Origin of the sequence: Arthrobacter sp. efr-133-TYG-104, from assembly GCF_030208915.1 — a bacterium.
GTDB lineage: Bacteria > Actinomycetota > Actinomycetes > Actinomycetales > Micrococcaceae > Arthrobacter.
This window is the reverse complement of record NZ_JARVTA010000008.1, coordinates 123,293-144,908: the sequence shown is the minus strand read 5'-3', so window position 1 is coordinate 144,908 and position 21,616 is coordinate 123,293. Positions and strand designations below refer to the sequence as shown.

At 62.8% G+C, this 21,616-nt stretch carries 18 protein-coding genes; 13 read left to right on the top strand and 5 right to left on the bottom strand.

Features of this window, described 5'->3' with window-relative positions; genetic code table 11:
* Positions 1-44: 44 nt before the first annotated feature.
* Complete coding sequence (locus tag QRN04_RS08235) at positions 45-788, bottom strand: CPBP family intramembrane glutamic endopeptidase (protein WP_284975529.1); 744 nt, start codon at positions 786-788, stop codon at positions 45-47.
* A 239-nt stretch (positions 789-1,027) separates the two neighbouring features.
* Here QRN04_RS08235 and QRN04_RS08230 point away from each other — a divergent pair, with 239 nt between their 5' ends.
* The 12 genes from QRN04_RS08230 (at position 1,028) to paaZ (ending at position 16,828) form a co-directional block, all read left to right on the top strand.
* The gene (locus QRN04_RS08230) at positions 1,028-2,491 is read left to right on the top strand and encodes an amino acid permease (RefSeq protein WP_284975528.1); all 1,464 of its coding nucleotides are present in this window, start codon (positions 1,028-1,030) and stop codon (positions 2,489-2,491) included.
* A 109-nt stretch (positions 2,492-2,600) separates the two neighbouring features.
* Positions 2,601-3,257: a pentapeptide repeat-containing protein gene (locus QRN04_RS08225; protein WP_284975527.1), complete on the top strand. Its 657-nt coding sequence runs from the start codon at positions 2,601-2,603 to the stop codon at positions 3,255-3,257.
* Between the two features lie 179 nt (positions 3,258-3,436).
* Positions 3,437-4,186: a peptidoglycan-binding protein gene (locus QRN04_RS08220; protein WP_284975526.1), complete on the top strand. Its 750-nt coding sequence runs from the start codon at positions 3,437-3,439 to the stop codon at positions 4,184-4,186.
* Positions 4,187-4,193: 7 nt separating this feature from the next.
* Positions 4,194-6,662: a hypothetical protein gene (locus QRN04_RS08215; protein ID WP_284975525.1), complete on the top strand. Its 2,469-nt coding sequence runs from the start codon at positions 4,194-4,196 to the stop codon at positions 6,660-6,662.
* Between the two features lie 132 nt (positions 6,663-6,794).
* The gene (locus QRN04_RS08210; protein ID WP_284975524.1) at positions 6,795-8,021 is read left to right on the top strand and encodes a thiolase family protein; all 1,227 of its coding nucleotides are present in this window, start codon (positions 6,795-6,797) and stop codon (positions 8,019-8,021) included.
* Complete coding sequence (locus QRN04_RS08205) at positions 8,021-8,842, top strand: enoyl-CoA hydratase/isomerase family protein (RefSeq protein WP_284975523.1); 822 nt, start codon at positions 8,021-8,023, stop codon at positions 8,840-8,842. The genes QRN04_RS08210 and QRN04_RS08205 overlap by 1 nt, the downstream gene beginning before the upstream one ends.
* The gene (locus QRN04_RS08200; RefSeq protein ID WP_284975522.1) at positions 8,839-9,702 is read left to right on the top strand and encodes a 3-hydroxyacyl-CoA dehydrogenase family protein; all 864 of its coding nucleotides are present in this window, start codon (positions 8,839-8,841) and stop codon (positions 9,700-9,702) included. The genes QRN04_RS08205 and QRN04_RS08200 overlap by 4 nt, the downstream gene beginning before the upstream one ends.
* Before the next feature lie 25 nt (positions 9,703-9,727).
* Positions 9,728-10,339, top strand: a complete 612-nt coding sequence (locus tag QRN04_RS08195) for a GNAT family N-acetyltransferase (protein ID WP_284975521.1) — start codon at positions 9,728-9,730, stop codon at positions 10,337-10,339.
* Positions 10,340-10,413: 74 nt separating this feature from the next.
* Positions 10,414-11,145: a tyrosine-protein phosphatase gene (locus QRN04_RS08190; protein ID WP_284975600.1), complete on the top strand. Its 732-nt coding sequence runs from the start codon at positions 10,414-10,416 to the stop codon at positions 11,143-11,145.
* 27 nt (positions 11,146-11,172) lie between these two features.
* Positions 11,173-12,150, top strand: a complete 978-nt coding sequence (locus tag QRN04_RS08185; protein ID WP_284975520.1) for a glycosyltransferase family 2 protein — start codon at positions 11,173-11,175, stop codon at positions 12,148-12,150.
* 160 nt (positions 12,151-12,310) lie between these two features.
* Positions 12,311-14,515, top strand: coding sequence for an S-layer homology domain-containing protein (locus QRN04_RS08180; RefSeq protein WP_284975519.1), 2,205 nt, complete (start codon positions 12,311-12,313; stop codon positions 14,513-14,515).
* Between the two features lie 213 nt (positions 14,516-14,728).
* Positions 14,729-16,828 carry a phenylacetic acid degradation bifunctional protein PaaZ gene (gene paaZ / locus QRN04_RS08175; protein ID WP_284975518.1) on the top strand — a complete coding sequence of 700 codons (2,100 nt, stop codon included), beginning with the start codon at positions 14,729-14,731 and terminating at the stop codon, positions 16,826-16,828.
* Positions 16,829-16,926: 98 nt separating this feature from the next.
* Here the strand turns inward: paaZ and QRN04_RS08170 are convergent, their stop codons facing one another.
* The 3 genes from QRN04_RS08170 to QRN04_RS08160 are packed head-to-tail and all read right to left on the bottom strand — an operon-like array spanning position 16,927 to position 19,396.
* Positions 16,927-17,529, bottom strand: a complete 603-nt coding sequence (locus QRN04_RS08170; protein ID WP_284975517.1) for a TetR/AcrR family transcriptional regulator — start codon at positions 17,527-17,529, stop codon at positions 16,927-16,929.
* Positions 17,530-17,567: 38 nt separating this feature from the next.
* Entirely contained in the window at positions 17,568-18,929 is a 1,362-nt protein-coding gene (gene paaK / locus QRN04_RS08165) for a phenylacetate--CoA ligase PaaK (RefSeq protein ID WP_284975516.1), read from the bottom strand.
* A gap of 8 nt (positions 18,930-18,937) precedes the next feature.
* On the bottom strand, positions 18,938-19,396 hold the full coding sequence (locus QRN04_RS08160) for a hotdog fold thioesterase (RefSeq protein ID WP_284975515.1): 459 nt from the start codon (positions 19,394-19,396) through the stop codon (positions 18,938-18,940).
* Positions 19,397-19,504: 108 nt separating this feature from the next.
* Here QRN04_RS08160 and QRN04_RS08155 point away from each other — a divergent pair, with 108 nt between their 5' ends.
* Positions 19,505-20,080, top strand: a complete 576-nt coding sequence (locus QRN04_RS08155) for a GNAT family N-acetyltransferase (protein WP_284975514.1) — start codon at positions 19,505-19,507, stop codon at positions 20,078-20,080.
* Here the strand turns inward: QRN04_RS08155 and QRN04_RS08150 are convergent.
* Entirely contained in the window at positions 20,060-21,616 is a 1,557-nt protein-coding gene (locus QRN04_RS08150; RefSeq protein WP_284975513.1) for a putative bifunctional diguanylate cyclase/phosphodiesterase, read from the bottom strand. The two genes, QRN04_RS08155 and QRN04_RS08150, sit on opposite strands and share 21 nt — an antisense overlap.

Here is a 21,616-nt window from a genome sequence, read left to right as displayed (position 1 = left end):
ATGAGGCTAAGCGTGCGGATGGGTGGCTGGGTAGGCCGACGGGCTCAGTGGGGGAGGAGTTGCGCGGGGACGGCGTAGATCAGGACTACCGCCAAGAGGTTTTTTGTGGCGTGGACAAAGTACGAGAACATCAAGTTCTTTCCTGTCCACACGTACACCGCCACCAGGACGATGCCCATGCCCAGGTACGGCGCCAGGGCTGAAAGTACCAATCCCTCCCGGCCCACAACATGGATCGAGGCAAAGAGGAACACGGACAGTGCGCAGCAGATCCAGATATTGAAGTGCCGCGACAGCTTACCGATCACAAGGTGGCGGAAAAGGTACTCCTCCACGAACGGGCCAAGCACCACCAGCAGCGGAACCATCAGCCACGCAGGCACGTGCTGCAGCAGGCCTTGGATGCCCAACTGGTTTTCCGAGCTTTCCGCCGAGCCGAATGCTGCCATCAGGAAGGCCGTGAGAATGAGCATCACAACGATGGCTAACGGCACCATCCCCAGTGTGAACCACGGCCGCGTGCCCAGGATCCTGAAGTCGCGGCCCACAACGCGCCAAGCAGAGATGATCGCGAAAAGCCCGACGACGGCGTAAAACACCGCATTGAGCGCATATGCCGCTGTAGCCGGGTCTGGGAAAACCTGCAGCATCAGCGGTCTCAGCGACTCACCTGCCAGCGTGAAATAGACCGTGAAGCCCACGTAGGCGGCAACTGCAACGGCATCGAAGGCATTGAATTTGTACAGATGTGCCTTGGTTGGCCGCGCGTTGGTCGAAATGGTGCCCATAGGACCAGCGTAGCTTTGCTTGGCAGCCGTACGCATGGCCCCTCTGTTGCCTGCGTCACGGACCATCCCTACCCGTCCCGTAAGATAGACGGGTTGTGCGAACGTTCGGTGTTCCGCTGCTTTCGGCTTTCAACGGGGTTTCCAAAGTGGAAAACCTCGAATTATGTGAGCCAAAGCCGCGTGTTTTCCGTCACGTTGACCGCCCTTAACAGCAACACCCCGACCCACAAGGAACAGCTGTGCCGCAAAGTACTCCCACAGATCTCAAGAACGCCCCGGTCGCATCCCCGGCCGCCGGTTCCACCCTCAGTGCCGAGGGATATGAAAAGACCCTGGGCCGCCGCCACGTCACCATGATCGCCATGGGTGGCGCAATCGGCGTCGGACTCTTCATGGGTGCCGGTGGCCGGTTGGCCTCCACTGGCCCGGCCCTGATCTTCTCCTACGCCATCGCGGGCGTCATCGCGTACCTCCTGATGCGCGCCTTGGGTGAGCTCATCATGTACCGCCAGACCTCAGGCTCCTTCGTGAGCTACGCGGGTGAAATGTTCGGCAAGAAGGGTGCCTACCTTTCCGGCTGGATGTACTTCATCAACTGGGCAATGACCGGCATCGCCGAACTCATCGCGATCGGACTGTACTTCCAGTTCTTCTTCCCGAACGTGCCCGTAGAACTCTCTGCCATTGCCGCGCTGGTGCTGCTGGTGGCAGTGAACCTGTTCAGCGTCAAGGCGTTCGGCGAGTTCGAATTCTGGGCGTCCTGCCTCAAGGTTGCCGCCATCCTGATCTTCCTTGTGGTAGGTACGTTCATGGTTGTCACCAACGCCCATGTCGGCGCCGGGCACGCCTCGGTGGGCAACCTCTTCCAGGGCGAAGGTGGCATGTTCCCCAAGGGCGGACTGGTCATGATCCTGGTCCTCAACGCCGTGATCTTCGCTTACAACGCCATCGAACTGGTGGGCATCACCGCGGGCGAAATGGAGAACCCGGAGCGCGAAGTGCCCAAGGCGATCCGCGCCGTCGTCGTTCGTATCGTGATCTTCTACGTCGGTTCGGTGATGCTCCTGGCGATGCTGCTGCCCTCTGACCAGTACCACGCCGGAACGTCGCCGTTTGTTACCGTGTTCGGCCAGATGGGGCTCGGCTGGATGGGCGACGTGATGAACATGATCGTCATCACCGCCGCGCTGTCCTCATGCAACTCCGGGCTTTACTCGATCGGCCGCATCTTCCGGACCATGGCCAACAACGGCCACGCTCCCAAGTGGCTCACCAAGATGTCCACGCGGCACGTCCCGTACGCGGCCATCCTCGCGATCGGCGCCGTTTACCTCGTGGGCATCCTTCTGAACATCTGGCTCGGCGGCTCGCACGCGTTCGACCTTGCATTGAACACCGCTTCCATTGGTGTCATCTTCACCTGGGGCTCCATCTTTGCGAGCCAGATCGCGCTCCGGAAGAAGCGCGGCAACGTCTCCACCCTTCCGATGCCCGGCTCGCCGTGGACAAGCTGGGTGGGCCTCGTGGCGCTGCTCGCCATCACGGTGCTCATCGGCTTCGACACCATGACGGACAAGGCTTCCGGCGAGGTCTTCCTGTTGGGTCTCTGGACGCTGGCCACCATCCCCTTCTTTGCCCTCGTGCTGTGGCTGGGCTGGCAGAAGGTCAAGAACAACGAGCCTAAGAGCGAGCTGTTCAGCTAACCTTCCTGTTGTGGGGCCCGCTCTACGCACTAAACCAGGTGTTTGGCGTGTAGAGCGGGCCCCACATGCGTGAATTGGGGGTGTCGGTCCCCGGGGATAGGGTCGATGCATGGATTACACAAAGGTCGCGGCGCCCAAGATCTCCCCGGTGCGCCTGGAAGAATTGCACGACGACGACGCCCCGGACTTCCAGCGTGGCGAACGATATGACGGTGTTCGCTTCACCCGTGCCTCCGCGGACGGGGAGGAGTTGAGCGGGGCCGATTTCATCGAGTGCGAGTTCAACGGCGTCTCCTTCAATGAGGCCCAGTTGCGCGGTGCCACCTTCCGTGAGTGTGTCCTTTCCGAGCCGTACGCCCCCGTTTTCGCGGCTGCGCGCACGTCCTGGCAGGACGTTGAGATCAGCAACCCCAGGTGGGGTTCGGCCGAACTTTACGAGGGCAACTGGCGCTCCGTCCGCATCGACGGCGGCAAGCTGGACTACGTGAATCTCCGTGGTTCCAAGCTCATGGACGTCCGGATTTCCGATTGCATCATCAGCGAACTGGATCTGGGTGGCTGCACCGGGACACGGATTGCGCTGAAGAACTGCACCATCGGCACCCTTGATGTCACCGGCGCCAAGTTCAAGGACGTGGACCTTCGGACCACCGAATTCCGCGGCGTGAATGGCTTGGCGGGGCTGGCGGGCGTTGTGATCGACGATTACCAGCTGAGCCTCATGGCACCGCTATTGGCCGGGCACCTGGGGATACGAGTGGTTTGATCCGGGCCCGGTTGTGACGGCACGGTCGCTGACCGCTTCCGAAATAATGATCATTATGCTTACTATCTGTTGGTACTGAGGTGCCTAGCTACCTAGGTACCTCGAGCTGAATCCGTCCGTTGAGGGCTGGATGACGAGGGCTGTGACCAGGCATCAGGGTGCCGGATAGGGAGATTCTTATGAGCGTTGAGCGGGAAATGCCTGAACTTTCGGAGGAAGAACTCATGTCCCAAGGGGCAACCGCCCTCCCGGATAAGGAAGTGGCCTCCGTGCTGGACTTGAACGCGGACCTCAATCTGGGGATCAGCGCGGCTGCTCCCATCGATCTTGGAGTTGCTGCCAACGCTAACGTCGCAGCACCCATTGATGCCGGTGCGTCCGCAAACGTCCTGTCGCTCGGCTCAGAATCACAGGCTTTGGCACAGCAGGGGGCTCTGATCCACCAGGGCATCACCGGCGATGCCACCGCGCATTCGGTGCAGGACAGCGGAATCGACCAAGGCGCGGGCACCGCCCCTGCGGCTTCCCCGGCTCCAGGGTCACCCGCGCCGGCCACCGACGGGACCGCTGTACCTGCAGCAACCACCGGTACCGAGGCGCTGCCCGGTGCTGGCGCAGTGCCCGGTGCTGGCGCAGTGCCTGCCGGGACAGTAGCGGATGCTGGAACAGCTGCCGCTGGCGCACTGAATGGCAACCTGCTCAACGTCGACGTGAACTTGGATGCCAATGCGGGGATTGCGGCGCCGATCAACGGAGCCGTGGCCGCTAACGCCAATGTCGCAGCCCCGATTGATGCGGCGGTTGGTGCGAACATCGGGTCCATCGATAGCCAAGCAGTCGCCGTTTCCCATCAGGATGCCATCATCAACCAGGACATCCATGGCAATGCGACGTCGGCGGCCGATCAGCAGTCCACCATGAAGCAGTAGCAGCCGGATGAGTCTTGTGAACGGAGGGCCGTCCGGGCAGGACGGCCCTCCGGTAGCGCCTGCGGCACATGGCAGCCTGACCATCCCTGTCCGGGCTGACGGCGTTCAGCTCATCGGCGAGACGAAGGGCTCGGGCTACAAAGAAGCCCCATCCCTGGTCCGACGTGCCGACGGCCAGACGATCCAGCTCACGCGGCTGCTGTACCTGATCCTTGAGGCAATTGACGGCCGCCGGGACGTCGATTCCATCGCAGAGCATGCCAGCAACGGCTTCGGAAAACTGGTGAGCCCGGACAATGTCCGGACGCTGATAACGTCACAGCTCCTGCCGCTGGGCCTGCTGCAGCTCGCGGACGGCTCCCAGCCCGAAGTGAGGAAATCGAACCCGCTTCTTGGCATGCGGTTCCGCTACTCCGTCACGGATCCGGAGCGAACACGGAAACTTACTGCGCCCTTTGCGAGGCTTTTCAACCCGGTAATCGTGGCGGTTATCACGATCGCCTTCCTGGCCTCATGTTGGTGGCTCCTGATGGTCAAGGGCCTCGCCTCGGCTACCCACGAAGCGTTCGCCAACCCTGGTCTGGTCCTTCTCATCTTGGTGGTCACAGTGGTCTCGACCGGCTTCCACGAATTCGGCCATGCCGCTGCGGCCCGGCGTGGTGGTGCCACGCCCGGGGCGATGGGCACAGGCCTTTACTTGATGTGGCCCGCGTTCTACACCGACGTCACGGATTCCTACCGGTTGGGCCGAGGTGGCCGAATCCGGACCGATCTGGGTGGGCTTTACTTCAATGCCATCGTGGCTGTTGCCATCATGGGCATCTGGTGGGTCACCGGCTACGACGCCCTTTTGCTGGTAGTGGTCACCCAAATCCTGCAGATGGTTCGGCAGTTGATGCCCATGGTTCGCTTCGACGGCTACCACATCCTTGCCGACGCCACGGGGGTTCCGGACCTCTTCCAGCGGATCAAACCCACCCTGCTGGGACTCCTCCCATGGCGAAAAACCGATCCAGAGGCCCAACTCCTCAAGCCCTGGGCGCGCGCCGTCGTGACCATCTGGGTCTTGGTAACCGTTCCCCTGTTGGTATTCAGCATGGCCACTATGCTGCTTACCCTTCCTCGCGTGCTGGCCACTGCATGGGACAACGGTTGGAAACAGCAGGCCATGCTTTCCCACAGCGTCTCCACGGGGGACTTTGCCGATGTCGCTGTGCGAATCGTCGCGATCATGTGCATCGCCCTGCCGATTCTGGGCATCTTTTACATCCTGCTCCGCTCCGGACGCCAGTTCCTCACCGGACTTTGGCGAAAGACGGAGGGCAAGTCATTGCAGCGGGGCGTGGCAATGATGGCAATCCTCGCTGTCGTGGCGGGCTTGGCATGGGCTTGGTGGCCAGGCGCTGATACGTACCGTCCGATCCAGCCTTACGAGCGCGGTACCCTCCTTGATGCCGCAACCGCGATGCTCCCTGCCGCTGCCGTTCAAGGTATGCACGAAGGCCAAACCGGCCAGACGGTTGTGCTCTGGCCAGCCGGTGCCCGCAAACCCACCCGTGACAATCCGCAGCTGAGCATGGTGTTAGTGCCGAGGGATGCTTCAGCCAAGACAAGCCAGTCCGCCCAAGGTGGCGCGCCCGGCACAGTGGCGCCTTCCTGGGTGTTTCCCTTCGACAAACCCGCTCCGCCGGCGGATGGGGATAATCAGGCCCTCGCCGTCAACACCACGGACGGCTCAGTAGTCTACGACGTCGCATTCGCGTTGGTGTGGGCCGACGACGGCCATGACGTGCTCAACACCAACGGTGCCTACGCCTTCGCCAGCTGCAAAGACTGCGCCGCCGTCGCCGTCGGATTCCAGGTTGTGCTGATCGTTGGACAGGCGAACGTGGTCGTCCCTCAAAACCTCTCGACGGCGGCCAACTACAATTGCGTCCGCTGCCTGACGTACGCCTTGGCCAGCCAGCTCGTACTTACCCTTGACGGTCCGTTGAGCTCAGAGGGGATGTCCAAGCTCACTGCGCTGTGGCAGCAAATCGCTGAGTACGGGCGGAACCTGCAAAACGTCCCGCTTTCGGAGATCCAAGGCAAACTGCAAGCGTTCAAGGACCAGATCGTCGCTATCATCCGTGCGGAGCCCGGCGCCTCCCCGGCTGGAAGCACCGGACCCACAGCACCGGCAAGTACCTCGCCGGGGGCTACCCAAGCCCCGGAGGTTGCACCCACGGATCCATCGACGCCCGTTCAGCAGCCGACGCCTGGATCCAACCCCTCCAGCGTTCCCAGTCCCGTGCCTCCGGCAGACCAGGCACCCGGTCAGGCGCCAATCCAGCCAGCCGGGCCGACCCAGCAAGCGGTGACCCCCGAGCCCGCGGCGCCCGTTGCTCCAGCACCAGCGGCGAGCCCACCGCCCGCCACGGCAGCACCGGCACCGGTAGCACCGGCACCGGCAGCTACTTCTCCCGCGAGCCCGTAACGTGACCCGGGCTCGCGTGGAAGCCTGTACGGTGTCATCTGTTGACCACTCCGCCTGGCCGTGTAATCTTTATAGAACGAACGGTCGGTATATTATTCCGTGCCGACCCTTTCTTCTGCGAAGGATGTTCCCATGGTCGAAGCTTTTCTGGTTGGCGGCGCACGCACGCCTGTAGGTCGATACGGTGGGGCGCTGTCCGCTGTCCGCCCCGACGATCTTGCAGCTTTGGTGGTCCGGGAAGCCGTGGCGCGTGCCGGCGTCGACCCTGACGCAATCGACGAGGTGATCCTCGGCAACGCAAACGGCGCAGGTGAGGAGAACCGGAACGTTGCCCGGATGGCTACCATCCTGGCCGGACTGCCCCTTCACATCCCCGGCATCACCGTGAACCGCCTCTGCGCCTCCGGGCTGAGCGCCATCATCATGGCCAGCCACATGATCAAGTCCGGTGCTGCGGACATCGTGGTGGCCGGCGGGGTCGAGTCGATGAGCCGGGCACCGTGGGTCCAGGAGAAGCCAACCACGGCGTTCGCCAAACCCGGACAGATCTTCGATACCTCCATCGGCTGGCGCTTCGCCAACCCGCAATTCACCAAAGGCGAGCTCTCGCGTGACGGCAAGATGACGTATTCCATGCCGGAGACTGCCGAGGAAGTGGCTCGGGTGGACAACATCTCCCGCGAAGACGCCGACGCGTTTGCCGTCAAATCTCATGAGCTCGCCCTTGCGGCCATCGCGGGAGGGCGTTTCAAGGACGAAATAGTTCCTGTCACGGTCAAGACCCGCAAGTCCGAGACCGTGGTGGACACCGATGAAGGACCACGCGAGGGCACCACCATGGACGTCCTGGCCGGGCTGCGTCCCGTGGTTCCCGGTGGCTCCGTGGTCACGGCCGGCAACTCGTCGACCCTCAACGACGGTGCCTCCGCCATCATCGTCGCGTCCGAAGCGGCCATCAAGAAATTCGGCCTGACGCCCCGCGCCCGCATCATCGACGGCGCCTCGGCCGGATGTGAGCCGGAAATCATGGGCATCGGGCCAGTCCCGGCAACGCAGAAAGTCCTTGCCCGCACCGGTTTCAGCGTGGAGCAGCTCGGCGCCGTGGAGCTCAACGAAGCTTTCGCCACGCAGTCGCTGGCGAGCATGCGTCGCTTGGGCCTGGACCCGGACATTGTGAATAACGACGGCGGCGCCATCAGTTTGGGCCATCCCCTGGGTTCCAGCGGATCACGTATCGCCATTACGCTGCTGGGCCGGATGGAGCGCGAACTCGGCTCCGCGACGGGACCGAAACGGGGACTGGCCACCATGTGTATCGGCGTGGGACAAGGTACCGCGATGCTGCTGGAAGGCGTGTAATGGCACTGGATCCGGAGGACTTCACCACCCTTGTCCTTGACGACAGGGAGGACCGGCTGACGGTCCTGCTGAACCGCCCCGAAGTGCGCAACGCGATCGATCAAACGATGGTGGATGAGTTGCATCTGGTGTGCGCCGAACTCGAACGCAACCCGAAGGTACTTATCATCGCGGGTACCGACGGCGTCTTCGCCTCGGGTGCCGACATCGGGCAGTTGCGCGAACGACGCCGGAACGACGCCTTGCAAGGCATCAACTCCACGATCTTCGCCCGTATCGCCAAGCTACCCATGCCTGTCATCGCCGCCTTGGATGGTTACTGCCTCGGTGGGGGCGCCGAGCTTGCCTACGCCGCAGATTTCCGGATCGGCACCCCGAACGTCCGCATTGGTAACCCGGAAACCGGCCTGGGCATCCTCGCCGCGGCGGGCGCCAGCTGGCGGCTCAAGGAATTGGTGGGGGAGCCGAAGGCCAAGGAGATCCTCCTGGCCGGCGCTGTGTTGCGGGCTGATGAAGCACTCGCCATCCACCTGGTCACCGAAATCCACCAGGCGGAAGAGCTGATGGATGCAGCGCATAGGTTGGCGGACCGGATTGGCCGGCAGGATCCATTGGCAGTCCGGATCACCAAGTCCGTTTTCCATGCCCCGGCCGAATCCCACCCACTGATCGATACCCTGGCCCAAGGCATCCTCTTTGAGTCGCAGGCGAAGTTCGACCGCATGCAGGCGTTCCTCGACAAACGAAACGAAAAGAAATCGGCAAAGACGCCGGATATGCCCGCCCAAAACGTGCCAGCCCAAGACAGGACCGAGAAATGACAGCCACTCACAGTATCCCGCACGTCGTCGGAGTCCTCGGCGGTGGCCGGATGGGTGCCGGGATCGCCCACGCGTTCCTCACCAAAGGTGCCACGGTGATGGTGGTCGAACGCGATCACGAGGCCGCCGCCGGAGCGCAGGCGCGGGTGGCCGACGCCGTCGCCAAGTCCGCTGCCCGCGGCACCTTGAACGAGGCACCCGAAGAGGCGATGGCCCGGTTCAGCACGTCCACCGATTACGCATCGTTTATCCATTGCGGGCTCGTGGTGGAGGCAGTGCCGGAGGATTATGAGCTAAAGGTCACGGCCCTCAAAGCCGTTGAGACGCACCTTCCCGCCGATGCTTACCTGGCCTCGAACACGTCCTCCCTCTCTGTGACGGGGCTCGCGAACGAACTGCAACGTCCGGCCAATTTTGTCGGTCTGCACTTCTTCAACCCCGTCCCCGCGTCCACCCTCATCGAGGTGGTGCTTGCCAAGGAGACGTCTCCCGAACTGGCCGAAGCGGCGAAAAGCTGGACCGAGGCACTTGGCAAGACCGCCGTCGTCGTTAATGACGCACCGGGCTTCGCCTCATCAAGGCTGGGCGTGGCTATCGCGCTTGAAGCGATGCGGATGGTGGAAGAGGGCGTCGCGTCCGCCGAAGACATCGACGCCGCGATGGTGCTCGGATACAAACACCCCACCGGACCGCTCAAGACCACCGACATTGTAGGGCTGGACGTGCGCCTGGGCATCGCCGAGTACCTGCAGTCCACTTTGGGCGACCGTTTCGCGCCGCCACAGATCCTTCGGGACAAGGTGGCACGCGGGGAGCTGGGGCGCAAGACCGGCAAGGGGTTTTTCGACTGGACGGACTGATGCCCGTGCCGGTTAGGCTTGCCGGGTGACTTCCTTCGAACCCATCACCTTGACCGGAAAATTCGTGACGCTCGAGCCTTTGAGCCAGGAGCATCATGATGACCTTGTGGAGGCCGCCCGCGACGGCGAACTCTGGAAGCTGTGGTACACCTCCGTGCCGACGCCGGAGGGGATGGCCGCCGAGATTGATCGCCGGCTGGGACTGCAGGCAGAAGGCTCCATGCTGCCGTTCGCCACTCGCGCCAAGGCAACGGGCAAGCTCATCGGTATGACAACCTATATGAACATCGACGCCGTCACACCCCGCGTGGAAATTGGCTCCACCTGGAACGCGGCATCGGCCCACGGCACAGGGACCAATCCGGACTCGAAGCTGTTGCTCCTGCAGCACGCCTTTGAAGTGCTCGGCTGCCCGGCCGTGGAATTCCGCACCCACTGGTTGAACCATCAGTCGCGCGAGGCTATCGCCCGGCTCGGGGCCAAGCAGGATGGCGTATTGCGCAACCACTCCCGCAGCGCCGATGGTGCACTGCGCGACACGGTGGTTTTCTCCATCCTTGAACACGAGTGGCCCGCGGTGCGCAACGGCCTGGAGTTGCGGCTAAGCTCTCGCCGAGGGGCGGGATCTCGGCGGTAAGTGCGCGTTATAGTCGTGAGAGCTAACCCCTCGGCGAAGCCGCCCGCATGTGCTTAGCTGCTGGTATGACTCGCATGGAAGGGACAAGCCCTTCGCCTGAAAGCGTCCACTGGGACGGTGCCGTCAACGCGTGGCGGATCGCCGGTGATGTGTACAGAATGGGGCGCAGCGAGTGGGTGACCGAGGCCGGTTGGTCGCAAATGTACGACGACGGCGTCCGGACAGTCATCGATCTCCGCACCTCCCGCGAGAGGCGCTCGCGCGATACCGATCCCAAGGTCCCCGCCGATGTGAAGGCCCGCATCGACGTCGTCCATTGCCCCACGGAAGATCCGGACCATAGCCGCTTCAGCGAGTTGTTCGGCCCCTACCTGAAGGATCCGGAGCAGTACGCCGATTACCTCAACCTGTTCGGAGGCAAAGTTGCGGCGGTGTTCAAGGCAATTGCCGCCTCGCCGGGCAAGGTGGTTGTCCACTGTTCTGCGGGGCGTGATCGAAGCGGTGTGATAGCCCTGATCCTGCAGCGCTTGGCGGGCTTCAGCGACGAGGAAATCGTCCAGGGTTATGAGTTCGCGGCCCGGGGAATCAATGAACGCCACCGCACGCACGGTGCCCCGCACGCCCATGATCCTTACCTGTCGGATGACGACCTGGGCGCGTTATTGACGCAGCGACGGACCAGCCTGCGGGCATTTTTGCGCTCGTTCGATGCCACAGGGTTCCTCGAAGCCCACGGGGTCTCTGCCGCGGAAGTGCGCGCCATCAGGGGTAAGCTCGCCACCCGCACTGCTAATATGCAGAACTAATCACAGTTCCCCATTGGAGGACCACCCATGACCGCAGGCGCCCGTGTCACCATCGTGACCCGAACCAAGAACCGCCCGATCTTCCTCGCCCGCGCGCTGGATGACATCTTTGGGCAGACTTTTCGGGATTTCGAAGTCGTGGTGGTTAACGACGGCGGCGATTCCGGCGACGTCGAACGCGTCATGTCTGCCCGGTCCGACGCCGAACGTGAGCGGATCACCACCTTGCATCACACCGAGTCGGTGGGCATGGAAGCGGCATCGAATGCCGGCCTCAAGGCGGGAACCGGCGAGTTCATCGTGATCCACGATGATGATGATTTCTGGGCTCCCACTTTCCTCGAGCGCACCGTCGCTTACCTGGATGGGCATGCCTCCGATGTCGGGGTCATGGTTCGGACGGAAATCGTCATCGAAGAACTTGTGGGTGAGGCGATCGAAGAGGTCCGCCGCGAGATTTTCTGGGCCGACATGCGGCAGATCACGCTTTCTGACATGCTCAAGATCAACCGGGCCGTCCCCATCTCGTTCCTGTACCGGCGCAGCCTGCATGACGCCGTGGGATATTACAACGAGGACCTTCCCGTGGTGGGGGACTGGGAGTTCCACCTTCGGGTCCTCAGCCATGCCCATGTTGGATTCCTCGACGGCGAACCGCTCGCCTTCTGGTCGCAGCGGCCGGAAGCCGGGGGACACGCCGGTAACAGCCTCTTCTCCAAGGCGGCCGATCACGCCCGCTACGACGCCGTGGTGCGCGATGAGTACCTCCGTGAAGGAGTGGCCCGGAACGGCCTCGGCGCCACGCTTTACCTGACCCGGGTGCTGGCCACCCAGGAGGAACTCATCATGGCCCAGCAACGGCGCCTCGACGAAGCCACTGCGAAGCTTGACCACCTGCTGGATCGGTTGGAGGCGCTGAACCAGACAGTGCTGACGCGAACCAGCGTGGGCGAATTCCTGAGGAAGCCGATGCTGCTGGCAAGGAAGCTGGGGAACCGCAAGTAGTCCTGCACCCACATCCCACCTTGTCTGGGGTTGGTCTGTCCCATGCGCGCGTCATTTGAGCCTTGGGCATCGACTATGACCGGGCTGAGGCCTTATGCTCACGAAAGGGCCGCTTAACGTAGCGGCCTTTTCGTTCGCATGAAACATTGGGGGACCCGCTATGGGTAATTCGCGCGGCCGTTTTCGGCTCGCTCTCACACTTTTGGCAGCAATCTTCCTGGGCGCCCTGCCTGCCGGCCTGGCATCCCCGGCCTTTGCAGCAGCCACGGGAACCATCTCAGGAACAGTGACGGTGCCGGCCGGGGTGGACGTAACGACCGTTGCCGTTCAGACCTTTGGGGGCCCTTCCTACAGCCGGGTCCAAGTAAATCCCAACGGCAGCTTTGCGCTCACCGGACTTGGAGCGGGGCAGTACAAGGTTGGCTTCAGCCAGTACCCGGAGGGCACACTAGCATCCTCGTGGTACGGAAGTTATGCGGAAATCCAAGCCACTCTGGTTCCGGTCGCTGCCGGCACAACCGTCACCGGGATTAACCAGGCGATGCATTTGTCCGGCTCCATCGCCGGAAAGGTGACCGTCCCGGCAGGCGTTGATGCCTCGAAGATAACTGTTTCAGCCGGCCCGGAAGTCGGGAACTATAGGACGGCCAACCCGGCGTCGGACGGCACCTTCACCGTAGCCGGGCTTCAGCCAGGCGACGCATGGGTCAACTTCTCATATTTGGACTCGCCCGCGCCGGTCGTCGCTGCGTACTACTCTACTGTCCCGGATGGGACGAAAACGCTGGTCGCCGTCACTGAGGGAGCAACCACCGGCGGCATCAATCAAACATTGAAGCCAGCCGCGATCATCTCGGGAAACATCTCGGTTCCAGGAGGCTCGCCCGCTTTCACCGGCCAAGTGACGGTGGCGGGAGGACCTGACTACACCCTGACCAATGTGGTTGGATCGGCGTGGATCAGTGCGGACAAGTTGGGGAACTATGCCATTGGGGGCCTTGCCCCAGGCGTCTATAAGCTTCATTTCGCGTCCTACAGCGACAACGTTGCCAATATGTGGCACGGAGGGGCCGCTGTTGCCGGCAGTTCGCCATCCATCAGCCTCTCCGCGGGTCAACAGCTCGCAGGCGTCAGGGATGCCGCAGTGGGTGCGGCAAGCATCACGGGATCAATTTCCGGCGCGCCGGCTCCCGGCCCCACAATGACCGGCCCCGGCATGAGTATCACTGCTGTCCTGCAGGACGGGTCTGTGGCTGCCTCCACGGTCATGCAGACATCGCAGAGCACGTATGCGTTGAAGAACCTGCTACCCGGAACATACCGGATCCAATTCAATCGGACCCCTGGCTTTGTGTCCTCCTACGAGGCTCAGCTGTACAGGGATCTACCCGAATCCGGGGGCTTAGCCAACGCGGCGCCACTGGCTGTGCTGGCCGGGCAGACGGTGACCAACATCAATGCCACGGTTCACCTCGGCGGCACCCTCACAGGCAAAGTGTTGGGCGCCAGCAGTGCCCCCTTGGCCAACGCCCGGATCAACGTCTACACGAAGAACGGATCGCTCGTGAGCCGGTTCGCGGACACCGCGTCGGACGGCACCTTCAGGGTCACGGGCCTGAGCTCCGGGCTCTACTTCGTCTCTGCCACACCTGCGGACGGGAGCGGTCTGATCTTCTCCGGTAACGTCGTCACCGAGGCGAACGCCCGCTCCGTTGCCGAGGCTGTAGGCCAGAACACGGACATCGGCACCTTGAGTTATGCAAGCGCCGGGCAAGGAAAGCAGGGGTTCGACGATGTTCCGCTTGGGGCCCAGTTCCAAAATGAGATCCAGTGGCTGGCAGACAAGGGCATTTCCACTGGCTGGCAGGCAGGCGACGGCTCCAGGACTTACCAGCCGTTGACGCCCGTGAACCGTGATGCCATGGCTGCTTTCATGTACAGATTGTCGGGCAAGCCCGCATTCACGGCGCCCACTATACCCACGTTCAAGGATGTCCCGGCCGAAGCCCTGTTCTTCAAGGAAATCACCTGGCTGGCAGACAAAGGTATTTCCACCGGATGGGAAGAGGCTGACAAGACCAGGACGTACCGGCCACTGCAGCCCGTGAACCGGGATGCGATGGCGGCCTTCATGTACCGACTGGCTGGAGAGCCGGATTTTACGGCCCCCCAGGATTCTCCGTTCACCGATCTTCCTACGACTGCCCAGTTCTACAAGGAGATCACGTGGCTCGCCGCGCAGGGGATATCCACAGGGTGGGCGGAGGTGGGCAACACGAAGTCGTTCAGGCCGTTACAGCCGGTGAACCGTGACGCGATGGCAGCCTTCATGTTCCGCTATAACGCCAAGTTCGGCTCGATCTAGGGAATCCAGCGGCATCGCGTGTATTCGGGGGCCGGTCTGCCACTTCGGGAGGCCGGTCCTTCGCCGTGTCTGATCCGGGAATGGAAAATTCCTGCTGTACTCCTCCCGGCATTCATGTAGGCTGTCTATATTACCGAACGGCCGGTCAGTAATGTTGGCGCTCGTCAGCAATGACCGTGCCGCTTTCATGTGCCTTGGAAGGACCCGTCGACGATGACCACTACCGCAGTCGCCCCGGAAACCACAGCCGTTGCAACCGTACCCAGTTACGTCCAGGACGCTTGGTGGACCCCCGAACCCGGCGCCAAGACCGTCCCGGTTCGCGATGCGAGCACCGGACAAGTCCTGGCAAACGTCAGCACCGACGGGCTGGACCTTGCCGCCGTCGTGCATTACGGACGCACCACCGGGCAAACTGAACTTGGGATGCTGACGTTCCATCAACGGGCGCTCAAGCTCAAAGAGCTGGCCATGTACCTGAACGGGCGCCGCGAGGAACTGTACGCGTCCTCCTCCCAGTCGGGTGCCACCAAGATCGACAACATGATCGACATCGACGGCGGTATCGGCGTTTTGTTCACGTTCGGATCCAAGGGCCGCCGCGAACTGCCGAACTCGCAGGTTGTTGTGGACGGCCCCATGGAGACGCTGTCCAAGGATGGCTCCTTCGTAGCTGAGCACATCTACACCCGCATTCCCGGCGTCGCTGTGCAGATTAACGCCTTCAACTTCCCTGTCTGGGGCATGCTTGAGAAGTTCGCGCCGTCGTTCCTGGCCGGCGTCCCCACCATCGTGAAGCCGGCCACGCCCACGGGGTATGTCGCCGCCGCGGCCGTTAAGGCGATCATCGAATCCGGGATCCTCCCCGCTGGTTCCCTCCAGCTGATTTCCGGCTCCGCCCGGACGTTGCTGGACGAACTGGACTACCGCGACCTCGTTTCCTTCACGGGTTCTGCCGCAACAGCCAAGTCGCTCAAGTCGCACCGGAACGTCGTCCAGGGCGGGGTCCGATTCACGTCGGAAACCGATTCGCTCAACGCTGCCATCCTCGGGCCCGACGCTGTTCCCGGTACCCCGGAGTTCGACGCTTTCATCAAGGCCGTGGTCACTGAGATGACCGTCAAGGCCGGCCAAAAGTGCACAGCCATCCGCCGCGTCATCGTCCCGCAGGCGTTGACCGCTGACGTCGCCGCCGCCGTCGGCGCCCGCATCAACGAGCGCGTTGTCCTCGGTGACCCGCGCGCTGAAGGCGTCACCATGGGTGCCCTGGCATCCTTGGACCAGCTGGCCGACGTCCGCGCTGCCGTGCAGTCAATGCTCGACGCCGGCGGCGAGCTCGCGTACGGGTCCCTCGATTCGCCGTCGGTCACCTCGGTCGGAGGCGCCGTGGGCATCGTGGAGGATGGCGCGTTCATGTCGCCGGTACTCCTGAGCTGGGCGGACGCCGAGGCCGAAGAAGTGCACTCACTCGAGGCTTTCGGGCCGGTGTCCTCCGTGATCGGGTACTCGGACCTTGCTGATGCCATCCGCCTCGCAGCCCGCGGATCAGGGTCACTCGTGGCCTCTGTATGCACGAACGATCCTGCCGTAGCCCGGGAGTTGGTCCTGGGAATCGCGGCTCACCACGGCCGTGTCCACATGCTCAACCGCGAGGACGCCCGGTCCTCAACGGGGCACGGTTCTCCCGTTCCGCACCTGGTCCACGGTGGCCCCGGCCGGGCAGGTGGCGGAGAGGAGCTGGGCGGAATCCGCTCAGTCCTGCACCACATGCAACGAACCGCCATCCAGGGTTCCCCCAACATGTTGACGGCCGTCACCGGCGTCTGGCACACCGGGGCCGACCGCAACTTCACCGTGGAGACAGAAGGGGAGCACCCGTTCCGGAAGCACCTTTCCACGCTCCGCATCGGCGACGCAGTTCGTTCAGAGCTGCGCGAGGTGAAGCTTGAGGACATCACAGCCTTCGCGAATTCCACGGGGGACACTTTCTACGCGCACACCAACCACGAAGCCGCCGAGGCCAACCCGTTCTTCCCTGGGATCGTGGCCCACGGCTACCTCCTGCTGAGCTGGGCGGCCGGGCTGTTCGTTGAGCCGGCGCCGGGCCCCGTGCTGGCCAATTACGGCCTGGAGAACCTGCGGTTCATCACCCCTGTTGCGGCCGGCGACTCCATCCGGGTCACCCTGACGGCCAAGAAGATCACCCCCCGCGAGACGGATGAGTACGGCGAGGTGGCTTGGGATGCCGTCCTGACTAACCAGAACGACGAAATCGTGGCTACCTACGACGTCCTGACCCTCGTGGAGAAGTAGTCTCCGCTGAACTGATCCCAGGAACTGATCCCCGTAACGACGAAACGCTTCTCCACAAGGTAGGGAAGCGTTTCGTCGTTATGGGGGATGGGGGAGGGCTAGACGGCGGTGTGCAGGCCGTCGAAGGCCATGGTGATGAGGTCGTCCGCCAGCTTCTCCGGGGACAGGGAACCACCGGGCTTGTACCACTCAACGATCGAGTTGACAGTGCCAAACAGCAGGCGGGTCACGGTGCGGGGATCGATATCCTGGCGCAGCGAGCCGTCCTCGCGCGCGGCCGAGATCAGCTCAGCGACTCTGTGGTCGAACGCGCGGCGGCGTTCCAAGGCGTCGCGCTCAATCTCCGTGTTGCCGCGCAGGCGAAGCAGCAACGTCACGAACGGCAGCCGGTCCACCAGCACCGCGATTGTTTGCCGAAGCACGAACTCAAGCCGGGCGTCTGCGGGACCCGAGGTGGCAGCGGGCTCCTCCAGGATGGCTTCCAGGCCGCCCAGCGCGTGGTCAAGGGCGAGCTTGAGGAGATCGCCCTTGGACGGAACGTGGTGATAAATGGCCGACTTGGAGATCCCGAGGTTCTCGGCCAGGATGCCCATGGACGTCGCGTCGTACCCGTGGCGGTTGAAGACGTCGACGGCGATACGGAGCACCGACTGCTGGTCATAACCGGGCCGGCCGCGCTTGGTGGTGGTCTCAGTAGGCATGCTGGCATTTTCTCATGATCTCAGCGAGCGGAACTCGCTCAGCCCTTGGGGCGCAGGTCGTAGATGCGGCGCAGCTTGCCGTTGGAACGCTCGAGGGAACCGGGATCCACTACTTCCACCACGCAAGAAGACCCAACATGGATCTTGATTTGCTCACGCAAGGTGCGGGCCGCCGTCGTGCTTGATTCAGCGGACACGGACTCGCGGCGTTCAATGCGTACCGTGAGTGAATCCATCCGCTTGCCCTCGGGGCGGGTGAGCTCGAGTTGGAAGTGCGGGCTCAGTTCCGGGATGCGGAGCGCAATTTCTTCGATCTGGGATGGGAACAGGTTCACGCCGCGGAGGATGATCATGTCATCGCTGCGGCCGGTGATGCGGCCCATGCGACGGTGTGCCGGACGGGCAGTGCCGGGGAGCAGGCGGGTCAGGTCCTTGGTGCGGTAGCGGATGATCGGCAGCGCTTCCTTCGTCAACGACGTGAAGACGAGTTCGCCGGGTTCGCCGTCGCCCAAGACTGAGCTTTCGCCCCGGGAGGGGTCGAAGGGGTCGATGATTTCGGGGCGGAAGTGGTCCTCCCAAATGTGGCAGCCGTCCTGCGTTTCAACAGCTTCGCCGGCAACGCCCGGGCCCATCACCTCAGAAAGGCCGTAAATGTCCGAGGCCTTTATGTTCATGGTGACTTCGAGTTCGTGCCGCATCTCCTCGGTCCACGGCTCGGCGCCGAGCACCGCGTATTTCAGTGAGGTGGACGTGGGGTCGATGCCTTGGTGCGCCATGGCGTCCGCGATGGTCAGCAGGTAGGTCGGCGTGGCAAGGATCGCGTCCGGCTTGAAGTCCTGGATGAGTTGGATCTGGCGCTCGGTTTGGCCGCCGGAGATCGGGATGACCGTGCAGCCGAGTGCTTCAGCGCCGGCGTGGGCGCCGAGACCGCCGGTGAACAGCCCGTAGCCGTAGGCATTGTGGACCTTCATTCCGGGGCGGACGCCCGAGGCGCGGAAGGACCGTGCCACCAGGGTTGCCCAGATAGCGAGGTCATTCTTGGTGTAACCAACCACTGTGGGACGGCCGGTGGTCCCGGAACTGGCGTGGATGCGTGCAACCTGGTCCTGCGGTACGGCGAACATGCCGAAGGGGTACTCCAGGCGGAGGTCTTCCTTGGTGGTGTACGGGAACTTGCCAAGGTCGCTGAGTTCCTTCAAGTCGGTGGGGTGCACACCGGCGTCGTCGAATTTGCGCTTGTACAGCGGGACGCGATCGTAGGCGTAGGCCACTGTGTGCTGCAGCCGGCTCAGCTGGAGGGCCTCGAGTTCGTCGCGGGAGATGGTTTCTTCGCGGTCCAGGACGGGTGCACTGTCTTTGGAGGTGGAGCCGGAAGGTGCGGCCACGGTGTTCTGGGTCATCTGGGTTCCTACTTCTTGGAGATGGTGCGGCTGCGTCCACGGAACTCGGCGATGAGTTCCCCGGGGGTACCGTCTGGAGTGGTGCCGGGCGTGGCGGCGTAAATCTGGATGTCGTAAAGCCCGCTTCGGCCGGCACTGGCGCGGCGATTGGCGACGGCGGTGATCGCTTGGCCTCGGAACGCCGGCTTGATGAAGTTAATGTCGACGCCGGACGCCACTGTGATGGTGGAGGATTCCTCGGGGGTGGGGTTCGCCGGGTTGCAGGCCAAGGCGAAGGCCGTGTCACCGAAGGCGAAGATCATTCCGCCGTGCGCCATGCCGAAACCGTTGAGCATCTCGTGGCGGAGCGTCATGCGGATGGTGGCGTGGCCGTCGTCGATCTTGAGGACCTCGATCCCCATCCATTCCGACGCGGGGTCGTTGGCCAGGATGTGGTGCGATGCACCGGAAAGGGTTGTTTCCACCATGCGTCATTGCCTCCAGCTTTATTTACCGAATGTTCATTAGGTAATCCCAGATCGCTTGAACTGTCAAGACTGGACCAAGTTCCGGGACGGCCTAGTAGCCTCTATGACATGCCCGATATCGAACTTCCCATCACCACGGAGCGGCTGGTCCTGCGGCGCTTTGAAGCCGAAGACCTGGACCGGTTCCACGGCTACCAGTCGCTTCCGGAGACTGCCCGCTTCCTCTTCCGCAACGAGCTCAGCAGGACCCGGTCCATGGAAGTCCTCGGGCGGTACGCAAACTTCCAGTTCACAGGGGAGGGGGACTGGGTTTGCCTGGCGATTGAGCGGAAGGACCGGCCCGGGTTGCAGGGCGAGATTGTCCTGAAGTGGCTTGAGGGGACAGGCCAAGGTGAGATCGGCTGGATTCTGCATCCGGATGCCCGCGGCCAAGGGATCGCTACCGAGGCCGCCGAAGCTGTCCTGGATTTGGCCTTCGGCCAGCTCGCCTTCCACCGCGTCGACGCGAAACTCGATGCCCTCAACACGGGCTCAGCCGGAATTTGCCAACGATTGGGCATGCGCTTGGAGGCCGCCCTGGTGGATAACTGGCATTACAAGGGCCAATGGGCAACGGAGAATATTTACGCGATCCTCGACGCCGAATGGCGGGGCAGGCAGGACTCAGGACTCAATCGGCCATGACTTATGGAGTTTCAGTTGTTCAGTCAGCTCAGCTTCGGGCAGCGGTCTGCTGAAGTAATACCCCTGGCCGCTTGTGCAGCCGATGCTCAGGAGGTAATCGGCTTGTTCCTCCGTTTCAATACCCTCCCACACGGCATTCAGTCCGCATGCCCGGATCAGTTGCAGCACTGCGGCCAGAAGGGCTGGCTGGGAGGGATCACTGCCTAGGGCGGCAAGCAAGGTCCTGTCCACCTTCACGGCGTCCACAGGCAGCTGCCGGAGGTAGCTGATGGACGAGTACCCTGTGCCGAAGTCATCGATCTCCAGCCCCACACCGAGCCGCTGCAGGCTGCTCAGCGTGTAGCGGTCCAGGGCGTTCCCCTGGATAACGGCGCTTTCCGTCAGCTCAAGGACAAGGGCGGAAGGGTCCAGCCCGGACGCCGACAGGGCTTCCCGCACCTCTTCCACGAACTCAAGCCTTTGCAGGTCGGGAGCCGAAACGTTGATACGCATAGAGAAGTTATGGCTTGACGTCAGGGGGTCGCTGCGCCATAGCTTCAATTGCTCGACGGCGGCGCGCAGCACCCAACCGCCCAATTCCGAGATCATCCCAGTCTCCTCGGCGATAGGGATGAACTCGTCCGGCATGACGATTCCACGCGTGGGGTGGTTCCAGCGGACCAACGCCTCGACGCCCTCTATTTCCCGGGTGTCCAAGCGGATGATCGGCTGGTAGTACAGCACCAATTGCGAGCCTGCAATTGCGTCTTTGAGCTCGGCCACCAGCTGGTTGCGCATTTGCCGTACGTGCAACATGGACGGCTCGAATGCCTTGAGCTTCCCCCGCCCGTCCGCTTTGGATTCGTACATGGCGATGTCGACTTCCATCATCAAGTCATCGGCGCTGACGCCTGGATCAGCCATGCGCAGGCCCATGCTGGCCCCACACCGAAGGTGGTGGCCTTCGATCTCTATAGGGCCGTCCAAAGCCGCCAAGATCCGGTTTCCGACTGAAGCAGCCATGGCAGGGGATACGCCCGGCAAAAGAACAGCAAACTCATCGCCGCCCATGCGGGCCACCATGTCTTGTTCCCGGACTGCTCCGGAGATCCGGCGGGCGATGGCCTCCAGTACTTTGTCCCCGATGGTGTGGCCCAAAGAGTCGTTGATGGCCTTGAACCCGTCCATGTCCAGGAGAAGGATCGCCGGCTTGGTGCTCGTTTCGAGCTCGGCGGCTTGGGCCTCCGCCAGGGCAGCAGAGAAAGCAGATCGGTTGCTCAATCCGGTCAGGGGATCGGTCATGGCCATGTGTTGCATTGCCAAGCGGGCATCGTTGAGCTGCTGGGTGCGGGCTTCCACCCGCTGTTCGAGCTCCTCATAGATGATCTGGAGGTCCTCGGCCAACAGGTTGGTTCCCATGATTACGGCGTCGATCTCATCGCGCGCAGCTGAGACCTCGATCCTCGTTTCCAGGTCTCCCGCAGCCAACCTGACGATGCCCTCCAAGAGGAGGCCCAGGCGGGGGTCATCCGCGGAGTACGCGGTTTCCTCAGACAT